16 protein-coding genes and 1 pseudogene are annotated in these 19,268 nt (G+C 39.6%); 11 read left to right on the top strand and 6 right to left on the bottom strand.

The annotated features are described in order from the left end of the window. Positions 1-157 precede the first annotated feature (157 nt). The 6 genes from NPX98_RS01760 to NPX98_RS01735 all read right to left on the bottom strand — a co-directional run bounded on the left by NPX98_RS01760 (position 158) and on the right by NPX98_RS01735 (position 8,962). Positions 158-2,140, bottom strand: coding sequence for a MacB family efflux pump subunit (locus NPX98_RS01760; protein ID WP_269022262.1), 1,983 nt, complete (start codon positions 2,138-2,140; stop codon positions 158-160). A 4-nt stretch (positions 2,141-2,144) separates the two neighbouring features. After that, positions 2,145-3,359 carry an efflux RND transporter periplasmic adaptor subunit gene (locus NPX98_RS01755; protein WP_269022261.1) on the bottom strand — a complete coding sequence of 405 codons (1,215 nt, stop codon included), beginning with the start codon at positions 3,357-3,359 and terminating at the stop codon, positions 2,145-2,147. After that, complete coding sequence (locus tag NPX98_RS01750) at positions 3,359-4,828, bottom strand: efflux transporter outer membrane subunit (protein ID WP_269022259.1); 1,470 nt, start codon at positions 4,826-4,828, stop codon at positions 3,359-3,361. The genes NPX98_RS01755 and NPX98_RS01750 overlap by 1 nt, the downstream gene beginning before the upstream one ends. 136 nt (positions 4,829-4,964) lie before the next feature. After that, positions 4,965-5,768, bottom strand: coding sequence for an exodeoxyribonuclease III (locus NPX98_RS01745; RefSeq protein ID WP_269022258.1), 804 nt, complete (start codon positions 5,766-5,768; stop codon positions 4,965-4,967). 5 nt (positions 5,769-5,773) lie between these two features. Then, positions 5,774-6,403: a LolA family protein gene (locus NPX98_RS01740; protein ID WP_269022257.1), complete on the bottom strand. Its 630-nt coding sequence runs from the start codon at positions 6,401-6,403 to the stop codon at positions 5,774-5,776. Between the two features lie 105 nt (positions 6,404-6,508). Next, on the bottom strand, positions 6,509-8,962 hold the full coding sequence (locus NPX98_RS01735; RefSeq protein ID WP_269022255.1) for an FtsK/SpoIIIE family DNA translocase: 2,454 nt from the start codon (positions 8,960-8,962) through the stop codon (positions 6,509-6,511). A gap of 108 nt (positions 8,963-9,070) precedes the next feature. Here NPX98_RS01735 and NPX98_RS01730 point away from each other — a divergent pair, with 108 nt between their 5' ends. The 11 genes and pseudogenes from NPX98_RS01730 (at position 9,071) to NPX98_RS01680 (ending at position 19,143) form a co-directional block, all read left to right on the top strand. Next, entirely contained in the window at positions 9,071-10,375 is a 1,305-nt protein-coding gene (locus tag NPX98_RS01730; RefSeq protein ID WP_269022254.1) for a ubiquinone biosynthesis hydroxylase, read from the top strand. Positions 10,376-11,707: 1,332 nt separating this feature from the next. Then, entirely contained in the window at positions 11,708-12,337 is a 630-nt protein-coding gene (locus tag NPX98_RS01725) for a hypothetical protein (RefSeq protein WP_269022253.1), read from the top strand. 322 nt (positions 12,338-12,659) lie between these two features. Then, a pseudogene (locus NPX98_RS06610) lies at positions 12,660-12,895 on the top strand (KorA family transcriptional regulator). Continuing rightward, entirely contained in the window at positions 12,861-13,166 is a 306-nt protein-coding gene (gene trwL, locus NPX98_RS01715) for a VirB2 family type IV secretion system major pilin TrwL (RefSeq protein ID WP_269022251.1), read from the top strand. Before NPX98_RS06610 ends, trwL (NPX98_RS01715) begins: the two are co-directional and overlap by 35 nt. Before the next feature lie 110 nt (positions 13,167-13,276). Next, complete coding sequence (trwL, locus tag NPX98_RS01710; protein WP_269022250.1) at positions 13,277-13,588, top strand: VirB2 family type IV secretion system major pilin TrwL; 312 nt, start codon at positions 13,277-13,279, stop codon at positions 13,586-13,588. A 121-nt stretch (positions 13,589-13,709) separates the two neighbouring features. Further along, on the top strand, positions 13,710-14,027 hold the full coding sequence (trwL, locus tag NPX98_RS01705; RefSeq protein ID WP_269022249.1) for a VirB2 family type IV secretion system major pilin TrwL: 318 nt from the start codon (positions 13,710-13,712) through the stop codon (positions 14,025-14,027). A gap of 163 nt (positions 14,028-14,190) precedes the next feature. After that, positions 14,191-14,556: a TrbC/VirB2 family protein gene (locus tag NPX98_RS01700; protein WP_329957892.1), complete on the top strand. Its 366-nt coding sequence runs from the start codon at positions 14,191-14,193 to the stop codon at positions 14,554-14,556. Between the two features lie 12 nt (positions 14,557-14,568). Beyond that, entirely contained in the window at positions 14,569-14,892 is a 324-nt protein-coding gene (locus NPX98_RS01695; RefSeq protein ID WP_269022248.1) for a type IV secretion system protein VirB3, read from the top strand. Positions 14,893-14,894: 2 nt separating this feature from the next. Further along, the gene (locus tag NPX98_RS01690; RefSeq protein WP_269022247.1) at positions 14,895-17,366 is read left to right on the top strand and encodes a VirB4 family type IV secretion/conjugal transfer ATPase; all 2,472 of its coding nucleotides are present in this window, start codon (positions 14,895-14,897) and stop codon (positions 17,364-17,366) included. After that, positions 17,363-18,031: a hypothetical protein gene (locus NPX98_RS01685; protein WP_269022245.1), complete on the top strand. Its 669-nt coding sequence runs from the start codon at positions 17,363-17,365 to the stop codon at positions 18,029-18,031. Before NPX98_RS01690 ends, NPX98_RS01685 begins: the two co-directional genes overlap by 4 nt. Before the next feature lie 227 nt (positions 18,032-18,258). Then, positions 18,259-19,143: a type IV secretion system protein gene (locus NPX98_RS01680; protein ID WP_269022243.1), complete on the top strand. Its 885-nt coding sequence runs from the start codon at positions 18,259-18,261 to the stop codon at positions 19,141-19,143. The last annotated feature ends 125 nt before the right edge of the window (positions 19,144-19,268 follow it).

Genomic DNA, 19,268 nt, shown 5'->3' with positions numbered 1-19,268 from the left:
AACGATATTCAATCATCAAAGCATCGATTGTTATAGATTGTCTTGTGATGATGCACAAATATAATTATTTTGCATTATATCAATACATCTTATTAACAATCTATAGCTGCTATTAAAAGCATATAACAGCAGCTATAACACTCTAAATAAACAGCCTTTAATCACGTGCGAGAGCAACAACAGGATCAAGCTTTGATGCCTTGCGTGCTGGAGAAAAGCCAAAACACACTCCAATAAATGTTGAAAAGGCAAAGGCCATCATGATTGAACTGATCGTATAAACAAAATGGATAGGCGCATCAAACAGCACAAACAGACTTCCGATAAAAAAAGCAAGCAAGATTCCCAAACCACCACCAATAACACAAACCAAAATTGCTTCGATTAAAAATTGCTGCAAAATATCACTCTGGCGCGCACCAACTGCCATACGCACTCCGATTTCATTAATCCGTTCAGAAACAGTAACCAACATGATATTCATAACCCCAATACCACCCACAATCAGCGAAATTGCCGCAATTGAAGATACCAAAAGCGTTAAAATACGCGTACTATCCATGATACGTTTAAGGAAGATTTCCGAATTTCTAATGAAAAAATCTTCTTCGCCATGCCTCATTGTCAAAAATTTCCGTATCGAAGACTCCGCTAATTTCGAATCGATACCGTCTGCAACCTTAAGCGTAATTGCACGAACAGTTGTTGTACCAAGGAAACGGGTTTGTACTGTTGTGTAAGGTAAATAAATCTGTAACGTATTTGACATCCCCCCAGAACTTTGCGGAGCTACAACACCAATAATACGTGCTGGCACTTGCCCCACATGCACCACTTTCCCGATAGGACTTTCGCGGTTGTGAGGGAAAAGAACAGGAATTGCATCTTTTTCAATCACCAAATCAACTGCTCGATTATGCACGCTTTGTTGATCAAATAACCGCCCTTCGACAGCTTCAAGCCCCTGTGTCTGAAAGAATTGTTCTCCCACACCTGCAATCACAGCATTGGCTTCAACACCACCATAATGTACCGTTGAGCTTGCTGAAATCTGAGGTGTTACACCAGAGACGTAAGGCAATTCAGATAAAGCTTCTGCATCTGCTTCAACCAAGCTGGTTATCTTGTCTGCCTGCGGATCAGAGAAACTTTTACCTGGAAAAATTGTCAATGTATTGGAACCCAAACCTTTAAAATTTTCTAAAATCTTTTCCTGGGTTCCATTACCCAAAGCCACCATTGCAATAATTGCTCCAATACCAATAATCACCCCAAGCATTGTTAAAAACGTTCGCATTCTGTGCGCATTCATTGCCAACAAAGCCATGATAAATGCCTCACGAAAACGATCCGCTAAAGAACGTAAACATCCGAACCGCTTTGCGCTTTTTAGATCTTCTTTCTCATGAAGCGGCGTATTAACAGCCTTTTCCTTTTTATTCTTTGATAAAGTGTCGGCAACAACTTTCCCGTCACTGATCTCAATAATACGCTCTGCTCTTTCCGCCACCTTCATATCGTGCGTTACAATGATAATGGTCCGTCCTTCTTGATGAAGTTCGTCTAAAATACGTAACACTTCGTGACCACTTTGTTTGTCTAACGCACCGGTTGGTTCATCAGCAAGAATGACCTCAGCATTATTCATGAGCGCACGTGCAATCGATACGCGTTGTTGCTGACCACCTGAAAGCTGATTTGGATAATGGCTGATCCGATCACACATACCCAAACGCGTTAACAGGCTTTGTGCACGTTTCTTTCTTGTTTTCGATGCATACCCTGCATAAATAGCTGGAATTTCAACATTACCAAGAGCTGTTAATTCACCTAACAAATGATAACGCTGAAAAATAAACCCAAAATGATTGCGTCGCAAAGCCGACAACTCATCAGCTGAAAGCAAGGATGTTTTTTTTCCTGAAATAAAATAATTCCCTGAACTCGGTCGATCAAGGCAGCCTAAGATATTCATCAACGTGGATTTTCCTGAACCTGAAGGCCCCACAATTGCCACCATTTCACCACGCATAATGGTTAAATTGATGTTTTTTAAGATGGGGACAAGTGTTTCACCAGAATAAAACTCACGCACGACATCTTCTAAAACAAGGACAGCATCTTTTTGCTCTGTTTTCATAACTTCAAATCTCATCTTCACTCTGCACTTCAGAAGACGCAATCACCGTCCCATCACGCGAGCCCGTAATAACCACATCGCCCTCATTAAGTCCCGAAACAATCTCAGCCATTACTTTATTATTCAGGCCCACCGTCACCTGTTTCTCAATAACCTTATTTTTTCCAACCAAAATCTGAACCCATGCTTTACGTTCTTGTGTTTCATCCCTTAAAGCATTACTCGGAACCAACAAAACATTCCGAGAACGGCCTAATATAATATGAACTTGAGCAGTCATATAAGTACGCAGAAAATTGTCCTTATTTTCAACATGCACAATGCCATTATAATAAACAGCCGATGACGCTAAAGCGCTCGAACCTCCCACCATACCAGGATTAATACTGACATCAGACCGTATTGCTTCCGGTGCAGGCTCTACCTTTTCTAGCGTTCCCTCATAGCGACGCTGTGAATTGCCCAAAACCGTGAAATAAAGAGTTTGCCCCGCACGAACTTTCAAAACATCGGCTTCTGAAATCTGTGCTTTAACTGTCATTTTGGATAAATCGCCTAAAATAACAATTGTTGGCGCCGACTGAACCGCATTAATGTTTTGCCCTTCTTCAACAACAGTTGCTAAAACTGTTCCTGATGAAGGTGCCATCACACGCGTATAGCTTAAATTAACCTCTGCACTCTCCACATCAATTTGTGCTTGCGTAATCTGTTCTCGAAGCTGAGCAATTTGTGCTTCGCGTATTTTCACCTGTGTCACAGCATCTTCCAAGTTAGCCTGTGAAATCGCACGTACCTCACTCAAGTTTTTGTAACGCTTTAAATTTTTCTGTGCAAGCGCAAGGTAAGCTTCATGTTCTACCAGGCGCGCAGAATAATGAGCCAATGCTGCTTTTTTGCTTTTCAGATCATTTTCCTGATCTGTGGGATCAATCTCTGCTAATAAATCCCCTTCTTTTACAACACTTCCGGGCGCAACATGCATCGCAACAACACGTCCTGTTGCGCGCGCACCAACAGCAACCAACCGATAAGGACGCACAATACCGGAAGCAAGAACACTTTCTTCAATATCTCCACGCTTCACCACAGCAGTCATGTAAACTGGCGTAGATGGATCAGAAAAAAGAGAGCGAAGCAGCAAGAAAAAAGTAACAAAAGTTGCTCCAGCAAAAAATAGGAAAAGTTTTTTACGTTTTATGATGAAACTTTTTTTCATTAATCTACCTTCGTATGTGAATGCGTAACCCCGTCAACTACCTCTGGGCGAGACACATCAACCATACCATCCCACCCGCCACCTAACGCTTTCATCAGTGCAATGTATTGCGCAACCAAAGCAACATGACTATCTGCAAGAGCCATTTGCGAAGAATAATACGAACGATTGGCATTTAATAATTCAAGGAAGCTTGTATTTCCACTTTCAAAAAGACTCTGTGAAAGTTTCCATGAACGCAAATAGGCAGCATTTGCAGCTGTAATTTTTTTTAAACGCTCATGTTCCTTGGCCAATCCTACAAGTGCATTCTCCACCTCTTCTAAAGCTTGCAACACGGCTGCGCGATAAGTAATAAAAGCTTGATCGCGTTGCGCACGTGCAACCTCAACAGACGCCATCACTTGCCCCCCATTAAACAAAGGCAACCGAAGGCTTGGTCCAAAAGACCAACCAATCGTTGAGTTTTTCCCTAACTGACCAATTTCCGTCGCCGCTGTTGAAATATTACCGCTTAAGCTAAACGATGGATAATGATCCGCCTCACGCTGACCAATCCGCGCAGTAGCTTGAGCATATTGACGCTCTGCCCGCCGTAAATCTGGACGTGTTAATAAAATATCAGCTGGAATTCCTGCGGGAATCGGCCATTCCGGTTGCGGAATTTTAGCTTCTTTAGCGCTCTGCTGCAAAAGATTCTCTAAAGCTGTAGGCACACGACCAGTTAATACGGAAAGACGATGAATGCTCATCGATAAAGCAGCTTCCATTTGCAAAATATCGGCGTCTGTATTAACCATTTGCGCTTGTGCATTTGAAACATCAAGTTCCGAGACCTCACCAGCTGCTAATTTTTTACGAATCAGTGCAAAAGTTTTATAATGTGAGGAAGAAATTTTGCGCACAATGAATAATTTTTGTTGCCAACCACGCACTTCAACATAATTTTTTGCCACCTCCCCTAGTAGGATTACCATTGTGGCTCGCAAATCTTCCACAGTTCCATCATAACCATAACCCGCCGCTTCAATTGCACGTTGGCGTCCCCCAAAAAGGTCAATCTCCCAGACAGCATCAAAACCACCACGATATTGGTTTACAAACATCTCCGAACTGCGACTTCCTGCAATTGATCCAGAAAGACTCGGAGCAAGAGATCCTGTGACTTGCCCTACACCAGCGCGCGCCTCACGAACCCGTGCTTTAGCGACAGCAACACTATTATTTCCAGAAATCGCATAGTTTACCAGCTCATTTAAAACAGGATCATTTAAACGACGCCACCATCCTGGAAGCGCGACTGGTTCCTTAGATACTTGCTCAGAATGTTGCCCCCAATCCGTTGGAACGACAAAAGATGTCTTATGATAATCAGGACCAACAAGACAGCCCGATAGCACCAAAAGATACAGAGAGCTACAACAAAAAAAATACCTCGAAGCAACTCTTTTTAGAGTAGTAATCTGCATCTATTCTCCCGCATTACCCTGAAATAAAGCCACGAAACAAAGCCTTGAAATAAACCAACGAGAATTTCCGACAGGAAAGTTTATTTCAAATCAGAAATATTTATTTCAAATTTTGTGTAAAAAATCAAACACATCCTTAGAAATCAAATGTAATTTTCACAGGAACATGATCTGAAGGCTGAATCCATCCTCGTGCAGTACGAAAAATCGATAAATCAGCAACAAAATGCGCTAAATCTGGAGAAGACCAGATATGATCAAGTCGCCGACCACGGTCAGAAAGCATCCAATCGCGCGCACGATAACTCCACCAAGTATAAAGCTTAGTGGGAGCTGGAATTTTCATTCGCATCAGATCAATCCAACCACCTTCATAACATAAAGCCTGTAAACGCTCTGTTTCGATTGGTGTGTGGCTAACAACTTTTAATAATTGCTTATGAGACCAAACATCATCAACCAAAGGAGCAATATTCAAATCACCCAACAAAACAGAAGATAAACCATCTCCCTGATCCGCTTGGATAGAAGACATTTCTTCTAAAAAATCAAGCTTATGACGAAACTTTTCATTCACATCAGCATCAGGCACATCGCCACCAGCTGGAATATAAAAATTATGAATCCGTATTCTCTTGCCATGCGTTTCAATAACCACAGAAAGATAACGGCAATCTTTCTTTTGACAAAAAAAACGTTTTTCAACGCTTATAAACGGCAAACGCGAAATGATTGCAACACCATTATAAGATTTTTGACCGTTCAAAGCGATATGCCTATAACCTGCCGCTTCAAAAGCTTCACATGGGAACAAATCATCTGGGCATTTTGTCTCTTGTAAACACAAAATATCTGCAGAAAACATATCCAAATACTGAAGAACCTGAGAAAGACGCAAACGAATAGAGTTAATATTCCAAGTAGAAATACAAAAAGACATAAATCTCAATTCCGATTCCGCGATGCAACATTTCTACGGGGAATTGTGAACATTCCATCAACAAACTTAACCCCCATACGCACATTCATGATTTGAACAGTCGTTTCCAAATTTTGCTGATCAACAATTGTCCATTGCCTCAAAGCATAGCTTTTAGAGTCGAAAATCATCTTTATTTGCCCATTACCAATATTTTTATCACGCAGAATAAGCGTTGTTGCCCCTGGATCATCACGAAGTGCCAATAAATTGCCTGAAGATAAATTAATTTCATCACCCAACAGAAGCTTCATCGGCGTTTGAAACAGTTGATGAAAACTCCAAGTATTCAAAGCGCGATTGTTAACGCCCACAAATTCTCCATCAGAAATAATCTGCAAAGGCACTCCTTTGTAAATAAAACGAATCTTACCGGGACGCTCTAAATAAAATGTTCCTTCAGTCATTTTTCCCTGTGGGCTAAACTGCACGAAATCGCCTGTCATCGTTTTTATCGCCGCAAAATGATTAGCAATTTTCTGCGCCCGCGCTACCTGACCGGCTGATTGAGACAAAACAGGAAAGGCCAATAATAAAAAAACAAAGATACAAGAAAGACCCAATGCTCTTCTACGTGAAAAAAAATAAAGATTCATAGATAATGCTCCAAATAGCATCTGTTCACTTGAAATATTAAGTGGCAGAAGATGAATGAACACTTTTTAGAGGATATTTTAAAAGCCATAGAAAGACTTTCAACTTTAAAATGGCTTATCTTCAGCAGTCACTAAAATTTCTCGTTTACCTGCATGGTTAGCTGGGCCAATGATCCCCTCTTCTTCCATACGTTCGATCAATGAAGCAGCACGATTATAGCCAATGCCTAAACGGCGCTGAATATAAGAAGTTGAAGCTTTACGATCACGCAGAACGACCGCGACTGCTTGACTATAAGGATCATCTGGTGAGGAAACCGATGAACACTTCACATCAGTGCCATACTCTTCAGTTTCTTGGGTAATAGTTTCCAAATAATCAGGTCGTGCCTGAGCTTTAAGATGCGCAACAACCTGTTCAACTTCATTATCAGCCACAAACGGCCCATGAACACGCTGGATACGTCCCCCTCCCATCATAAAAAGCATATCTCCTTGTCCCAACAGTTGTTCAGCTCCCTGTTCACCAAGAATTGTCCGACTATCAATCTTTGAACTGACAGAAAAAGAAATCCGAGTAGGAAAATTGGCTTTAATCGTACCCGTAATCACATCCACTGAAGGACGTTGCGTTGCCATAATCACATGAATACCAGCAGCACGCGCCATTTGCGCTAAACGTTGAACTGCTCCTTCAATATCCTTACCAGCAACCATCATCAAATCTGCCATTTCATCAATAATGACAACGATATAGGGCATGGGGCTTAAATCGAGTGTTTCTGTTTCATAAAGTGGCTCTCCTGTCTTATCGTCAAATCCGACTTGTACCGTACGTTTTATCGTTTCGCCTTGGTTGCGCGCTTCCTGTAAACGAGCATTAAAACCATCAATATTACGAACACCAACTTTTGACATTTTACTATAGCGTTCTTCCATTTCACGAACAGCCCACTTAAGTGCTATCACCGCTTTTTTAGGATCTGTTACAACAGGCGTCAACAAATGCGGAATGCCATCATAAACTGAAAGCTCAAGCATTTTAGGATCCACCATAATTAAACGGCATTGTTCAGGTGTCATGCGATAAAGAAGCGACAAAATCATGGTATTAATAGCCACAGATTTCCCCGATCCCGTTGTTCCTGCCACTAAAAGATGCGGCATTTTTGCCAAATCTGCGACCACCGCTTCACCACCAATTGTCTTACCTAAAGCAAGCCCGAGCTTTGCCTTATTGTCCAAAAATTCCTGCGCCTGCAAAATATCTCGCAAATAAACTGTCTCACGCGTTGCATTGGGCAACTCTATTCCAATCACATTGCGCCCCGGAACCACAGCAACACGTGCCGAAATCGCACGCATTGAGCGAGCAATATCATCCGATAAACCTATAATACGGGAAGATTTAATACCTGCAGCTGGCTCAAATTCGTATAAAGTCACAACCGGACCAGGACGTGCATCAATGATCTTTCCCTTGATCCCAAAATCCAATAAAACATTTTCAAGCTCATGAGAATTAACTTTTAAAGCAGCAGGAGACAGTTTTGCATCTTTCATAGCTGGTGGAGAAACAGAGAGATAATCCAACAAAGGAAGGGTAAAACCACCATTAGAAAAAACCAATACAGGCTTAAATTTCTTGTTAGATAAAACAGGTATCTTATTGGTATAATTTTCACATTTCTTTTCTTCATTTGAAAAATCTGGCTCAATCCGATCAAAGTCCTTTTCTTTTTTATGAGATGCTCGATTCAACGAAAAAAAACGACTAAAACGAGCTTGTACAAAATAAATACAATGCAAAATTGCTCCAACAGTTGTCGCAAAGAAACCATGCCGCACATCATCTACAGAATCTTCTGGATCTTCTGAAATATCGAAAACAGGATTCACAACATTAGCCCCCCGAGTCTTTTTCCTTTTTCTTTTATTTGCTGAACGTCGCCACGCCACATTGCCAGCAAGAGCAGCAATCAAAAACCCTAAAGGTGCAAGAGCAACGCCCAAAAGAACACTCTGCACAGAAGAAAGAGAAAAAGATAAAAGCAAATAAGCAGCGTTTATAATTTTATCACCCACAACACCCCCAAGACCAATTGGCAAAGGCCAGCGCGTAAAAGATGCAACAGGTGTTATCAGAGCAAAAACAACTGCAAAATGTGCCGTTGAAATCACCCACAAAAAAAGTCGCAAAATCAAATTATGGATATCTTTTTGTGCCATTAACAAGAATGACCAAAACAACGGTGGTAACAAAATACCAAGGCTTGCCAAACCAAACATCTGTAAGGCAAGATCCGAAAAAACCGCACCAGACCACCCCATAAGATTTGTGACCTTATTCGTATTTGCGTAAGTCAATGATGGATCTGCAACATTCCAAGTTGCCAAGGCTAAAACACAAAAAACAATGGCTCCAAAGAGTCCAAGCCCAATAAAGGCACCAATCTGGCGCAAAAACATTCTCACAAAACTTGAACTTTTATAGCCCTTCGCTCTTGATAGATCCTCTGGCTCAGCCGATAAATCATAAGGAGAAAAACTCTGTTGCATTAATTAATCCTAAATGTAAAATTCTTCAGAGAAAAATTATAGTACAAAAATATTAATATAGTTCAATTATCATAATCATAACAATTTCTCTTTAAAACTACACAAAAAATGATATTGAAGAGAGGTATCAATTTTATTGAAAAATACGCAAAACTGGAAAGAAATGTGGTGTCTTTTGATCTCAATCAAAATATAAAACAATGTGATCTCCTCATTGCAGGAGGTTCTGCGGTTGGTTTAACACTTGCAATAGCACTCAAACAAGCTGCACCTGAACTGAAGATCAATATCGTTGATGCCACTCCCAAAGAAGGTGCACCCACCCAAAATATACAAGCATTCGCCATTACTGCTGCTTCTATTCGTATGTTGCAACAATTACAATGCTGGGAACACCTCAAACCTCATACCCAACCCATTCATTCAATGATCATTACCGATGCGCGCACAGATGATCCTATCAAACCAACTTTTTTAACCTTTGAGGGAGATATTGCACCCAATGAACCTTTTGCCACCATGGTTGAAAAGAAAGAACTCATCAATGTTTTAAAAGACCGTATAAAAAATCTAGATATCATTTTCATCGAAAATGTACGTGTCGTCGATTTTTATCAAGAAGATCAGCATACAACTATCACCTTAAGCAATGGCGAAGCCTGGCAAACAAAATTGCTGATTGCAGCCGATGGAGCACGTTCGAAACTACGAGAAAAAGCAGAAATTAAAACCTTTTCTCACTCCTATAAACAAACAGCTATCATGTGCATTATTGACCACGAATCTCCCCATCATGGTCAAGCGATTCAGCATTTCTTGCCCGCGGGACCTTTCGCTCTTTTGCCTCTTAAAGGCGATCGATCGGCCATTGTATGGAATGAAGAACATAAAACAGCTCAAGATCTTCTCAAAGCCGATGCTTTTATTTTTGAAACTGAAATCGAAAAACGTATTGGTTACCGATTAGGAAAATTCTCTTGGAATGGTCAACGCCAAGCCTTCCCTTTAGTTCTCTCTTTAACACGCAATTGCATTAAACCTCGTTTTGTTCTCATCGGGGATGCTGCTCATACGACTCACCCCATTGCAGGACAAGGTCTTAACTTAGGGTTGCACGATAGCGCCACTTTAGCCGAAATCATTATTGAAACAGCACGATTGGGCCTTGATATTGGATCAATCTCTGCTCTCGAGCGTTATCAAAGCCGTCGGCGTTTTGAAATTGTACGCATGACTCTAAGCAATGATTTTCTGAACCAACTCTTTTCTAATGATATTCTACCCTTGCGCATGCTCCGCGATATCGGCCTTGGAATTGTCAATCGAATGCCGAAAATGAAACAATATTTCATTCAGGAAGCTGCCGGCATTACCCCAAACGCTCCGCGCCTTTTACGTGGTCTCCCACTCTAAACCAAAACAAACTGTATCATTGCGCTTTTTTAACTTATAAAGGGTGTTTTGTATCAAAATAAAACAATAGAAATGCGTTCACCCTTATTTTTAAAAGCATTTTATAATCCTTATGGTTACAACTAAAGTTTTATCATACCTCTTAAAAAAAGTAAGCATTCATTGATCAATCTCATGAAACACACTTTTTTCTAGCCCTTATACACCATAAGGCAATTTTCAACGCACTGATTGTGCTCTCCATTATGCTTGAATACCATTATCAGTGCCCTTTTTGTTATACCTTCCTTTAATGAATTAACAGCAAACGAACTTGCCTTATTTCCCACTATATCCTATGGAGCATCTGCAAAATAGTCTCCCATGCAGCAGAGAAAAAATGGAAAATGGTTTTTGTAAACTGTAAAATATGCATCTATTCCCTTTCTTATAAAACAATAAAAGCGCCGTACTTTTGGCAAAACTCATTCTATCATATGCACTTTCTCTACAGCGGCGTTTCATGAATTGCGGATCCCAGCTGCCTTATCTATCTCGACAAAGCAACGATTGGAGAAAAGCTGAATATTGTTCTCAATTTTCATCCGTGTCATCAATTGATGCATATGATAAGTCTTGATGAAACCTCTTCAAACTTATGTCGTAGCGCCACATCTAAACGAAAACAGACGAAAAATATTCTAAATCGGTATTGTCAACATACGCATGCTTGCACATAGCAGAGAAACATTTTTCGCATAAACACACTGGTGCTAATGCCATTAAGGACTCCTTCATTTCATGCATTTCGCGATTTTTTGCCACTATAACGTTTTAACACGCTAAACATTAAAAATATCCCATCTCCAACTTAACATCCCTTAATATTCCTTCTATTCCCATTCTATGCGTCTTTCATACATATACTGAGAGTATTTCTGCTACTTTTAATGCTTCAAACTAATAACCATTTTTCAACCACTCTTTAGCTCATTTGGGTTTACACCTGCACCCAATTTCCCATTGATAATTAGGATTCCTATAACAACACTTTTTGCTAACAAATTAGCGATATCAATCCCGTATATATGAGTTAATCTCAATAATTTTTCGCCCTATATCTTGTTTTTCCTTCTCTTGCCATTTTTTGAATTCCATACCAATTTGAGCATGCATTTCCGCAGCTCATCAGGGGGCTTGTTTTTAAGATAGTCACATTTTTGCTACCTTCGCTAAAATTTATTCTCTTTGCTCAAAAAGAATTACGATATGCCATATTTTAAACATAATTCTAGACGATTTTTGCCCCTCTAGAGTTTTAAAACCGTGGTATCATTTTCATGGAGATTGGCCTTGAATTACAGAGATTTGCTTGTTTACGCATCAGTTATTGTTGGCACATCTCTTTTTAGCTCAGTAGTTAAAGCTGAGAGTTGGAATCGAGTTCCAATTCCAACGTATGTCTCTGGTTCTTATGGGCTTTTTATCGAGAGTGAATATCAATCGTCAATGGATGAATTATGGCAGCCTTTGCAAGAGGGTAAACCTTACTCAAATGAGGATAGAGTTTCTCTTTTAGAGAGCGGTATTTTTTTTCGTACGAAATCAGTTGACGATTTCTATAGTCACTATCCAACAGAAATGGAGTTGGCAAAGAGTTATGCTATGCAATCCTCTTCGATAGGCAATGTAGAGGGGTTATGGTTTGAGTACAACTCTCTTCCTTACGATCAAGATAATGTTTGCAATGGTTTAGGGCAAGCATTTGGATTGGGTTCGCATATGTATATTGTTGAGTATGTGCTGGCGTATCTCGATAGAGCTTTAGAAATTTACGATTTTTATGACAATGAACAGCAAGATTTCGAGTCAAGTGATTTTGTTGCGCAGATCTGTGATGATTTTGCGTGGCAGCAACCGCAAAATATACGCGAAATTGATGTTTACATTGATAAAGTTCCACAAAATTGGGTGTATAGCTAATGGTTTTTTCAAATTTTACGCAGTTTTTAAGGGTTAAAATGCCTTACTTAGCATCAAGAAAGATAGGAAAGTGCGTTTGTATACAAAATGAGTAGTATTTGCAATGTTTTTATAGCAGCAAATGCCTTTTCTTCTGAAAGGAAAATACCGTGTTTGTGTATTAAATTGCAATTTTGATAAAGTACAATCGTAGAAAATAAGTAAAAATTGGGTTCGGATAATAAGACTGGATCAAATCTATTCTCGTTAAAAGAATAAAAGAAACATGCAAATGGTAACATAATGCAGTGTTGATAGGGCGTTTTCAGGAAGTGATGCGGAAATTACAGTCGTTATGTATCCAGGGAGGGAATGGTACTTTACATTCGTTGCAGACAATTCGGTAACTAAGAAGCCAAGTAAATATGCGCTTCTTACACAGCGGGGGCAACTTAAACCTGAGCTGATCCGAAATGCCTCTTTAGATTCCTTCAGGAGCGAGGAGTTATTTGGGGCAGCCTTTTATTTTATAAGGATAAACAATATGAAACAATCGAATACGCTTCGAGCACAGATTAACAACGGAATCGTCACTGCTTCTGCAGCTATGGCTGTATTTTTTATAACGCATCCTGCATATGCTCAAAGTCTAGATAATGCTAAAAATGCTTTAGAGGGATTAAGAGATCAATTAAAAATCATTATTCCCATTGCGGCCGCTCTCATTCTTTTGGGTTTAGCCATCGGTTATGCAGGGCGTTATATCGAAAAAGATACTTTCATACGATGGGCAATCGGCGTTGTTGTTGCTGGATCAGCAACCCAACTTGCTAATATGTTATTTTCATAGGATTCCTTTCATTAAAAAAGCGATTTACGTCTCAAGTGTTTGGAATATTTCAATAATTTTATTCATACTATTAAATTTTAACAACTTCAGTCTTAACTAGGATACAGAACATGAAACTATCAAATATTTTTCAAGAGAAAATTAATAACAGGATTATTTTTGCCTTTGCAACTGCGATCGTGTTTTTTATGGCACACCCTACATATGCTCAAAATTTGACTGGTGCTAAAACCGTTTTAGAGACATTAACAACGCAGCTAAATGGAATTATTCCTATTGCTGCAGCCCTTATTCTTTTGGGTTTAGCCATCGGTTATGCAGGGCGTTATATTGAAAAAGATACTTTCATACGATGGGCAATCGGCGTTGTTGTTGCTGGCTCGGCAAGCCAACTTGCCATTTTGTTGTTTAAGCAAGCGTAAGGTATTGGGTGTTCCTTCATCTTAAAGAGCGATATGTATTTAAAATTAGGAATGTCTTAATAATCCTACCTCTGCTGTTCAATTTATAGAAACTTCAATGTTAACTAGGATGAATAATTATATGAAACTGTTAGATACTGTTCAAACAAAAGTTAATAATAAAATCATCTCCGTTTTCGCAACTGCATGTGTATTTTTTGTGGTCCAGCCTGCATACGCTCAAGTTGCAGGTTTAGCCAATGTTTCGGGTGTTTTAACTAAGTTTAAGGGGGAACTAGATAAAATTATTCCCATTGCGGCCGCTCTCATTCTTTTGGGTTTAGCTATCGGCTATGCAGGTCGCTATATAGAAAAGGATACATTTATACGGTGGGCAATCGGTGTCATTGTTGCTGGTTCAGCTCTTCAACTTGCTAATATGCTGTTCAAGTCAAATTAGAGTAAATTTGAAACCGCGCAGTATGAAATATTCTTAACAAGTCAAATTAGAGTAAACGGTGAAACTACGCAGCATGAGATTTCATAAAAGGCAAAGAGTTATCTTCCTAGTAACTTGAGATTATCAGTGAGTTTACTCATGCTGCGAAAGATAAGTGTTGTTTATGGCAGTTTTAATCTTAATGAGAATAGAAATTAATCTTAGTGAGAATAGAAACATGAAGAAACAATCAAATACTCTACAAATAAGAATTAGAAACAAAATTACTGCTGCTTTCGTAGCAATAATCATGCTTTTAATGACTCAGACTGCATATGCTCAAACAATATCCTATATCAGAGATGTTATTGAAATACAGTACGCGTTGAATATAATTGTTCCAATTGTCGCTGCATTTATTCTTCTGTGTTTAACAATCGGTTGTCTATTTCGCATCATCGCAAAAAGTACGTTTGTGCGATGGGCAATTAGTGTTGTTATCGCGGGTTCAGCGTTCTTTGTTAGTAATGTTCTATTCAGCGTTACTTGATTGGAGCTGCTTATGAAATCGCAAGCAACAAAGCCGCAAAAACCTAAATCGTTCCCTTTATTCAAAGGCGCTACTCGCGTTCCAACAATTTGGGGAGTGCCAATGATACCGCTTATAATTATGGCAATAGGTGTCGCTATCATTGCTATGACAGTAAGTATATTTTGCTGGGTCATAGCACTACCACTGTGGTTCGTTATGACACAAATCACAAAAAACGATGATAAGGCATTTCGTGTCTGGGGACTGTGGTTTGATACAAAATTTCGAAACCGCAATAAAGGCTTTTGGGGTGCTTCAAGTTATAGCCCCTTTGATTATCGCAAAAGGAGATAAACATGAAGGCTATTGAAAATAGCAAGCTGCTTGCGTCAGAAACACCAGTAAGTCTGTTCATTCCTTATTCACATCACGTTACGGACACCGTTATTTCTACCAAGAATGCTGAGTATTTATCGGTTTGGAAAATTGACGGACGCTCACATCAAAGTGCTTCGGAAGAGGATATTTTCCAATGGACAAGAGAACTCAATAATACTTTGCGCGGTATTGCGTCAGCAAATCTGTCTTTGTGGACGCATATCGTACGTCGTCGTGTTTATGAATATCCTGATTCTACATTCGATAAGGTGTTTTGCTACCAGCTTGATGAAAAATATCGACATAGTTTTACTGGCTACAATCTAATGGTTAACGATTTATATCTAACAGTTGTTTTCCGACCCGTAACCGATAAAATAATGTCGTTTTTTGCTAAATACGAACGCGAAACATTCGAGCAAAAAAAAATACGGCAAGCATCATGTATCAAAGCTCTAAACGAAATTAACCGTACACTGGGTCAATCATTGAAACGTTACGGTGCAGAACTGCTTGGTATTTATGAGAAAAATGGTCACGTTTATTCGTCTGCTCTCGAATTCCTCAGTATGCTGATCAATGGTGAACATTACCCTATACCGGTCTGTCGTGATCGTTTTGCTGATTATATGGCCATCAATCGGCCTTTTTTCTCGAAATGGGGTGCTGTTGGTGAACTCCGCACATCTAACGGAATACGTCGATTTGGAATGATGGAAATTAAAGAATATGATGAATCGACCAAGCCAGGCCAGTTTAATGGGCTTCTAGAAAGCGATTTTGAGTTCATCTTGACACAAAGTTTTTCCATTTTATCACGGCATGCTGCGAAAGATTATTTGCAGCGACATCAGCGTAATCTTATTGATGCTCGGGATGTCGCGACGAGTCAGATTGATCAGATTAGCGAAGCGCTTAATCAGCTTGTCAGTGGGCATTTTGTCATGGGTGAACATCATTGCACCCTCACTATTTATGGTGACACGGTACAAGAGGTTCGCGACTATGTGGCAAAAGCAAATTCGATTATCTTAGATGTTGGAGTTCTGCCGAAACCTATTGACCTCGCCATAGAAGCTGGTTATTGGGCGCAACTCCCTGGAAATTGGCAATGGCGGCCACGTCCTGCGCCGATTACATCGCTTAATTTTTTATCGTTTTCGTCCTTCCATAATTTCATGTCAGGAAAACCGACTGGAAATCCATGGGGTCCAGCAGTTACAATTTTCAAAACAATTAGTAAAACGCCACTTTATTTTAATTTTCATAGCTCTCAACTTGAAGAAGATGCAACAGATAAGAGATTGCTCGGCAATACAGCACTGATTGGACAGTCCGGTTCTGGTAAGACTGTACTGCTTGGTTTTTTATTGGCGCAAGCACAGAAATTCAAACCAACAACTGTTGTTTTTGATAAAGATCGCGGTATGGAAATTATTATTCGAGCCATAGGTGGTCAATATCTACCCCTTAAAACTGGCAGACCAAGCGGCTTCAATCCGTTTCAGCTTCCGCCTACGCAAGACAACATAATTTTCTTGAAACAATTTATCAGAAAGTTGGCGGAAACGGGTGGTGAGATTACGCATCGCGATGAAGAAGAAATTAATCAAGCTATCATGGCCATTATGAGCAGCAGCATTGACAAATCTCTGCGTCGTTTGTCGTTGTTGGTGCAATTCTTACCAAATCCACGTTTAGACGATCATAATGCTCATCCTTCTGTCCACGCTCGTTTGATAAAATGGTGCGAAGGAGGGGATTATGGGTGGTTGTTTGACAATCCAAGTGATAGTCTTGATTTATCGACACATCAAGTTTACGGCTTTGATATTACTGAATTCTTAGATAATACGGAGACACGTACCCCGGTGATGATGTACCTGCTCTATCGTACAGAAGGCATGATTCAGGGGCAGCGTTTCATGTATATCTTTGACGAATTTTGGAAACCTTTGCAAGATACATATTTTGAGGATTTAGCAAAAGATAAACAAAAGACTATCCGTAAACAGAATGGTATTTTTGTTTACGCTACACAAGAACCTAGTGATGCCCTAGAAAGCAATATCGCTAAGACTCTGATTCAGCAATGTGCAACGTATATTTTTCTTGCCAACCCTAAAGCAAATTACGAAGACTATACAAAAGGCTTCAAGTTGACAGATGCTGAGTTTGAGCTGGTCAAAAATCTTGGTGAATTTAGTCGTCGGTTTCTTATTAAACAGGGTGATCAATCCGCACTTGCCGAGCTAGATCTTGGCAAGTTCCAGATGACAATTGATGGACAAACTATAGAGCAGAGTTTTGATGATGAACTCCTTGTTTTGTCGGGAACACCTGACAATGCGGAATTAGTTGAGGCTGTTATCGCTGAAGTTGGCGATAATCCGGCAGTATGGTTGCCGGTCTTTTTACAACGTGTAAAAGCTGAAAGGAGCACAATATGAAAAAGTTAATACTGACTACCACTGTAATGGCTATAATTCTTGGAACACCAAACTTAGCGTTAGCAACCATTTTCCCGCGCGCTAATCATGATATCACAGCCAATTGGTGGGGAAGTGGTCAACGCTCTCAAACAAATTACCATCCCCCTGCTCCTCCTAAACAACCAGGTAAAGGTAAGATATTCAACATACACGCAGATCACGATAATCTTTTTTTACAGGATGCACAATCACTTTTCAATGATGGAAAAACTAAAAGAGCTGTTACTGATCCTAGAGTTCCATTGAGTGAATCGATTGAAAGAATAATTCAAGCCGATAAAGATATGAGTATGAAGACTATTAGCAATGCGGAGGAACGCCATAAGCATCTAAACACTATGTTGAAAGATGCTGAGAGTAAATTAGCTCAAGGCAGCACAAATATGGAAGATCTTGTTAAGTTGCAACTCCAGATGGATAGTGAGCTAGCCCTAATCCAAAATGAGGTAGCAAAACTGCAGATGGTCGTACAGCTGCGCAATGCTGAACAGGCACTGATCGATCAACAAAAGCGTAAGCGTAATCAGAAGATTCTAAGCAGTAGCAATAGAGGTATGCCACGTATAACGGATTATCGGTCACGTATTGAAACTTTGAGGTTCAATCAATTGTCAGATGATTAATAAAATGGCTTTGTTTGTGCTGTTGGTTCTATCTTCTTATAGGGATAAGGAGCGAACGCAGATCTTTCAATTATTTTGTCATCAGGAAGAGCGCACAGAGAGACTTAACTTGATATGAAATGTTTTTGAGATGAAAACTAACTTGTGACGGATACATAAAGGCAAATGCAATATAGATTAATGTGCCAAAATAACAGAATTTTGACAATCAGCTAGACGAGAATGCCATGACCTTTACACTGTTTACAGATCTTTTACGTATATTAGATTCAGTATTGACAAAATATAATCATAGCTCGTCACAAGTGTTTGCCGCGATTGAGCCCTTAGTCTTGTCCAGCTTGACTATTTCTTTCATTGTTTATGGATGGCTTATTTTGCGTGGTGTAATAGATATGCCATTTTCTTATTTTATAAGTCGTAGTTTGCGCATAGGTATCATTACTTCAATTGCTATGGCAGGAGGACTTTATCAAAACAATATTCGAAACGTAGTTGAAACATTGCCTGAATCAGCACTGGCCAGTGCGTACATTAATGATTACAATACTAATTACGATCCTAAAAACCAGTATAAAAAAATGTCTGTAATACTTGATATGACAGCAAACATGGGATTTGATCGTGCAAATTTAGCCTTTGAGGAATCTGCATTTTTGAGTTCTGATGGAACATTGTACGGATTTTTCGGAATTCTCATTTTGCTTATCACAAGCATTCTCGTAGCAATTGGTGGTGTATTTCTTGTGATGACAAAACTCATATTTGGTTTTCTTATAGCTTTTGGACCAATTTTTATCCTTACTTTACTTTGGCAATCAACATATCGATTTTTCGAGCGGTGGGCTGCTCAAACAGTGTGCTATACGATTTTTATTGTATTATTGCACATTATGTTGCCTTACATCTTAAGAATTTTCTACAATTACGTAGATAATATCAAATTCGATGGTTCGCAGAACATAGGTTATACGCTTGGCGGTGCCGTTATTCTATTTATTTTCTTTGTTATGTTTTTGTTTAAGCTCTCGAGTCTAGCGAATACTTTAACAAAAGGTCTTACTCTTGGGCACCTATGGGGAACACAAGCAGTGGGGAGAAAACGCCAGTAATCGCACGGTTAAATGATCAAAGATATGGTCGATTGCATAGCAGATAATCTCATATTGGAGTGGATAATTTTGCAAACAAGAGTGAATTTGAAAGAAACAAAGACGATCGCGCGTTTGGTGTTTTT

The sequence above is a fragment of the Bartonella sp. A05 genome, assembly GCF_026930145.1.
GTDB lineage: Bacteria > Pseudomonadota > Alphaproteobacteria > Rhizobiales > Rhizobiaceae > Bartonella.
This window is presented reverse-complemented; position numbering and strand designations above follow the sequence as displayed.

Bases quoted from the DNA above. Each gene is read 5' to 3' on its own strand.
- NPX98_RS01760 (WP_269022262.1), bottom strand. From the start codon at position 2,140: ATGAAAACAGAGCAAAAAGATGCTGTCCTTGTTTTAGAAGATGTCGTG.
- NPX98_RS01755 (WP_269022261.1), bottom strand. From the start codon at position 3,359: ATGAAAAAAAGTTTCATCATAAAACGTAAAAAACTTTTCCTATTTTTT.
- NPX98_RS01750 (WP_269022259.1), bottom strand. From the start codon at position 4,828: ATGCAGATTACTACTCTAAAAAGAGTTGCTTCGAGGTATTTTTTTTGT.
- NPX98_RS01745 (WP_269022258.1), bottom strand. From the start codon at position 5,768: ATGTCTTTTTGTATTTCTACTTGGAATATTAACTCTATTCGTTTGCGT.
- NPX98_RS01740 (WP_269022257.1), bottom strand. From the start codon at position 6,403: ATGAATCTTTATTTTTTTTCACGTAGAAGAGCATTGGGTCTTTCTTGT.
- NPX98_RS01735 (WP_269022255.1), bottom strand. From the start codon at position 8,962: ATGCAACAGAGTTTTTCTCCTTATGATTTATCGGCTGAGCCAGAGGAT.
- NPX98_RS01730 (WP_269022254.1), top strand. From the start codon at position 9,071: ATGATATTGAAGAGAGGTATCAATTTTATTGAAAAATACGCAAAACTG.
- trwL (WP_269022251.1), top strand. From the start codon at position 12,861: ATGAAACAATCGAATACGCTTCGAGCACAGATTAACAACGGAATCGTC.
- trwL (WP_269022250.1), top strand. From the start codon at position 13,277: ATGAAACTATCAAATATTTTTCAAGAGAAAATTAATAACAGGATTATT.
- trwL (WP_269022249.1), top strand. From the start codon at position 13,710: ATGAAACTGTTAGATACTGTTCAAACAAAAGTTAATAATAAAATCATC.
- NPX98_RS01700 (WP_329957892.1), top strand. From the start codon at position 14,191: ATGGCAGTTTTAATCTTAATGAGAATAGAAATTAATCTTAGTGAGAAT.
- NPX98_RS01695 (WP_269022248.1), top strand. From the start codon at position 14,569: ATGAAATCGCAAGCAACAAAGCCGCAAAAACCTAAATCGTTCCCTTTA.
- NPX98_RS01690 (WP_269022247.1), top strand. From the start codon at position 14,895: ATGAAGGCTATTGAAAATAGCAAGCTGCTTGCGTCAGAAACACCAGTA.
- NPX98_RS01685 (WP_269022245.1), top strand. From the start codon at position 17,363: ATGAAAAAGTTAATACTGACTACCACTGTAATGGCTATAATTCTTGGA.
- NPX98_RS01680 (WP_269022243.1), top strand. From the start codon at position 18,259: ATGACCTTTACACTGTTTACAGATCTTTTACGTATATTAGATTCAGTA.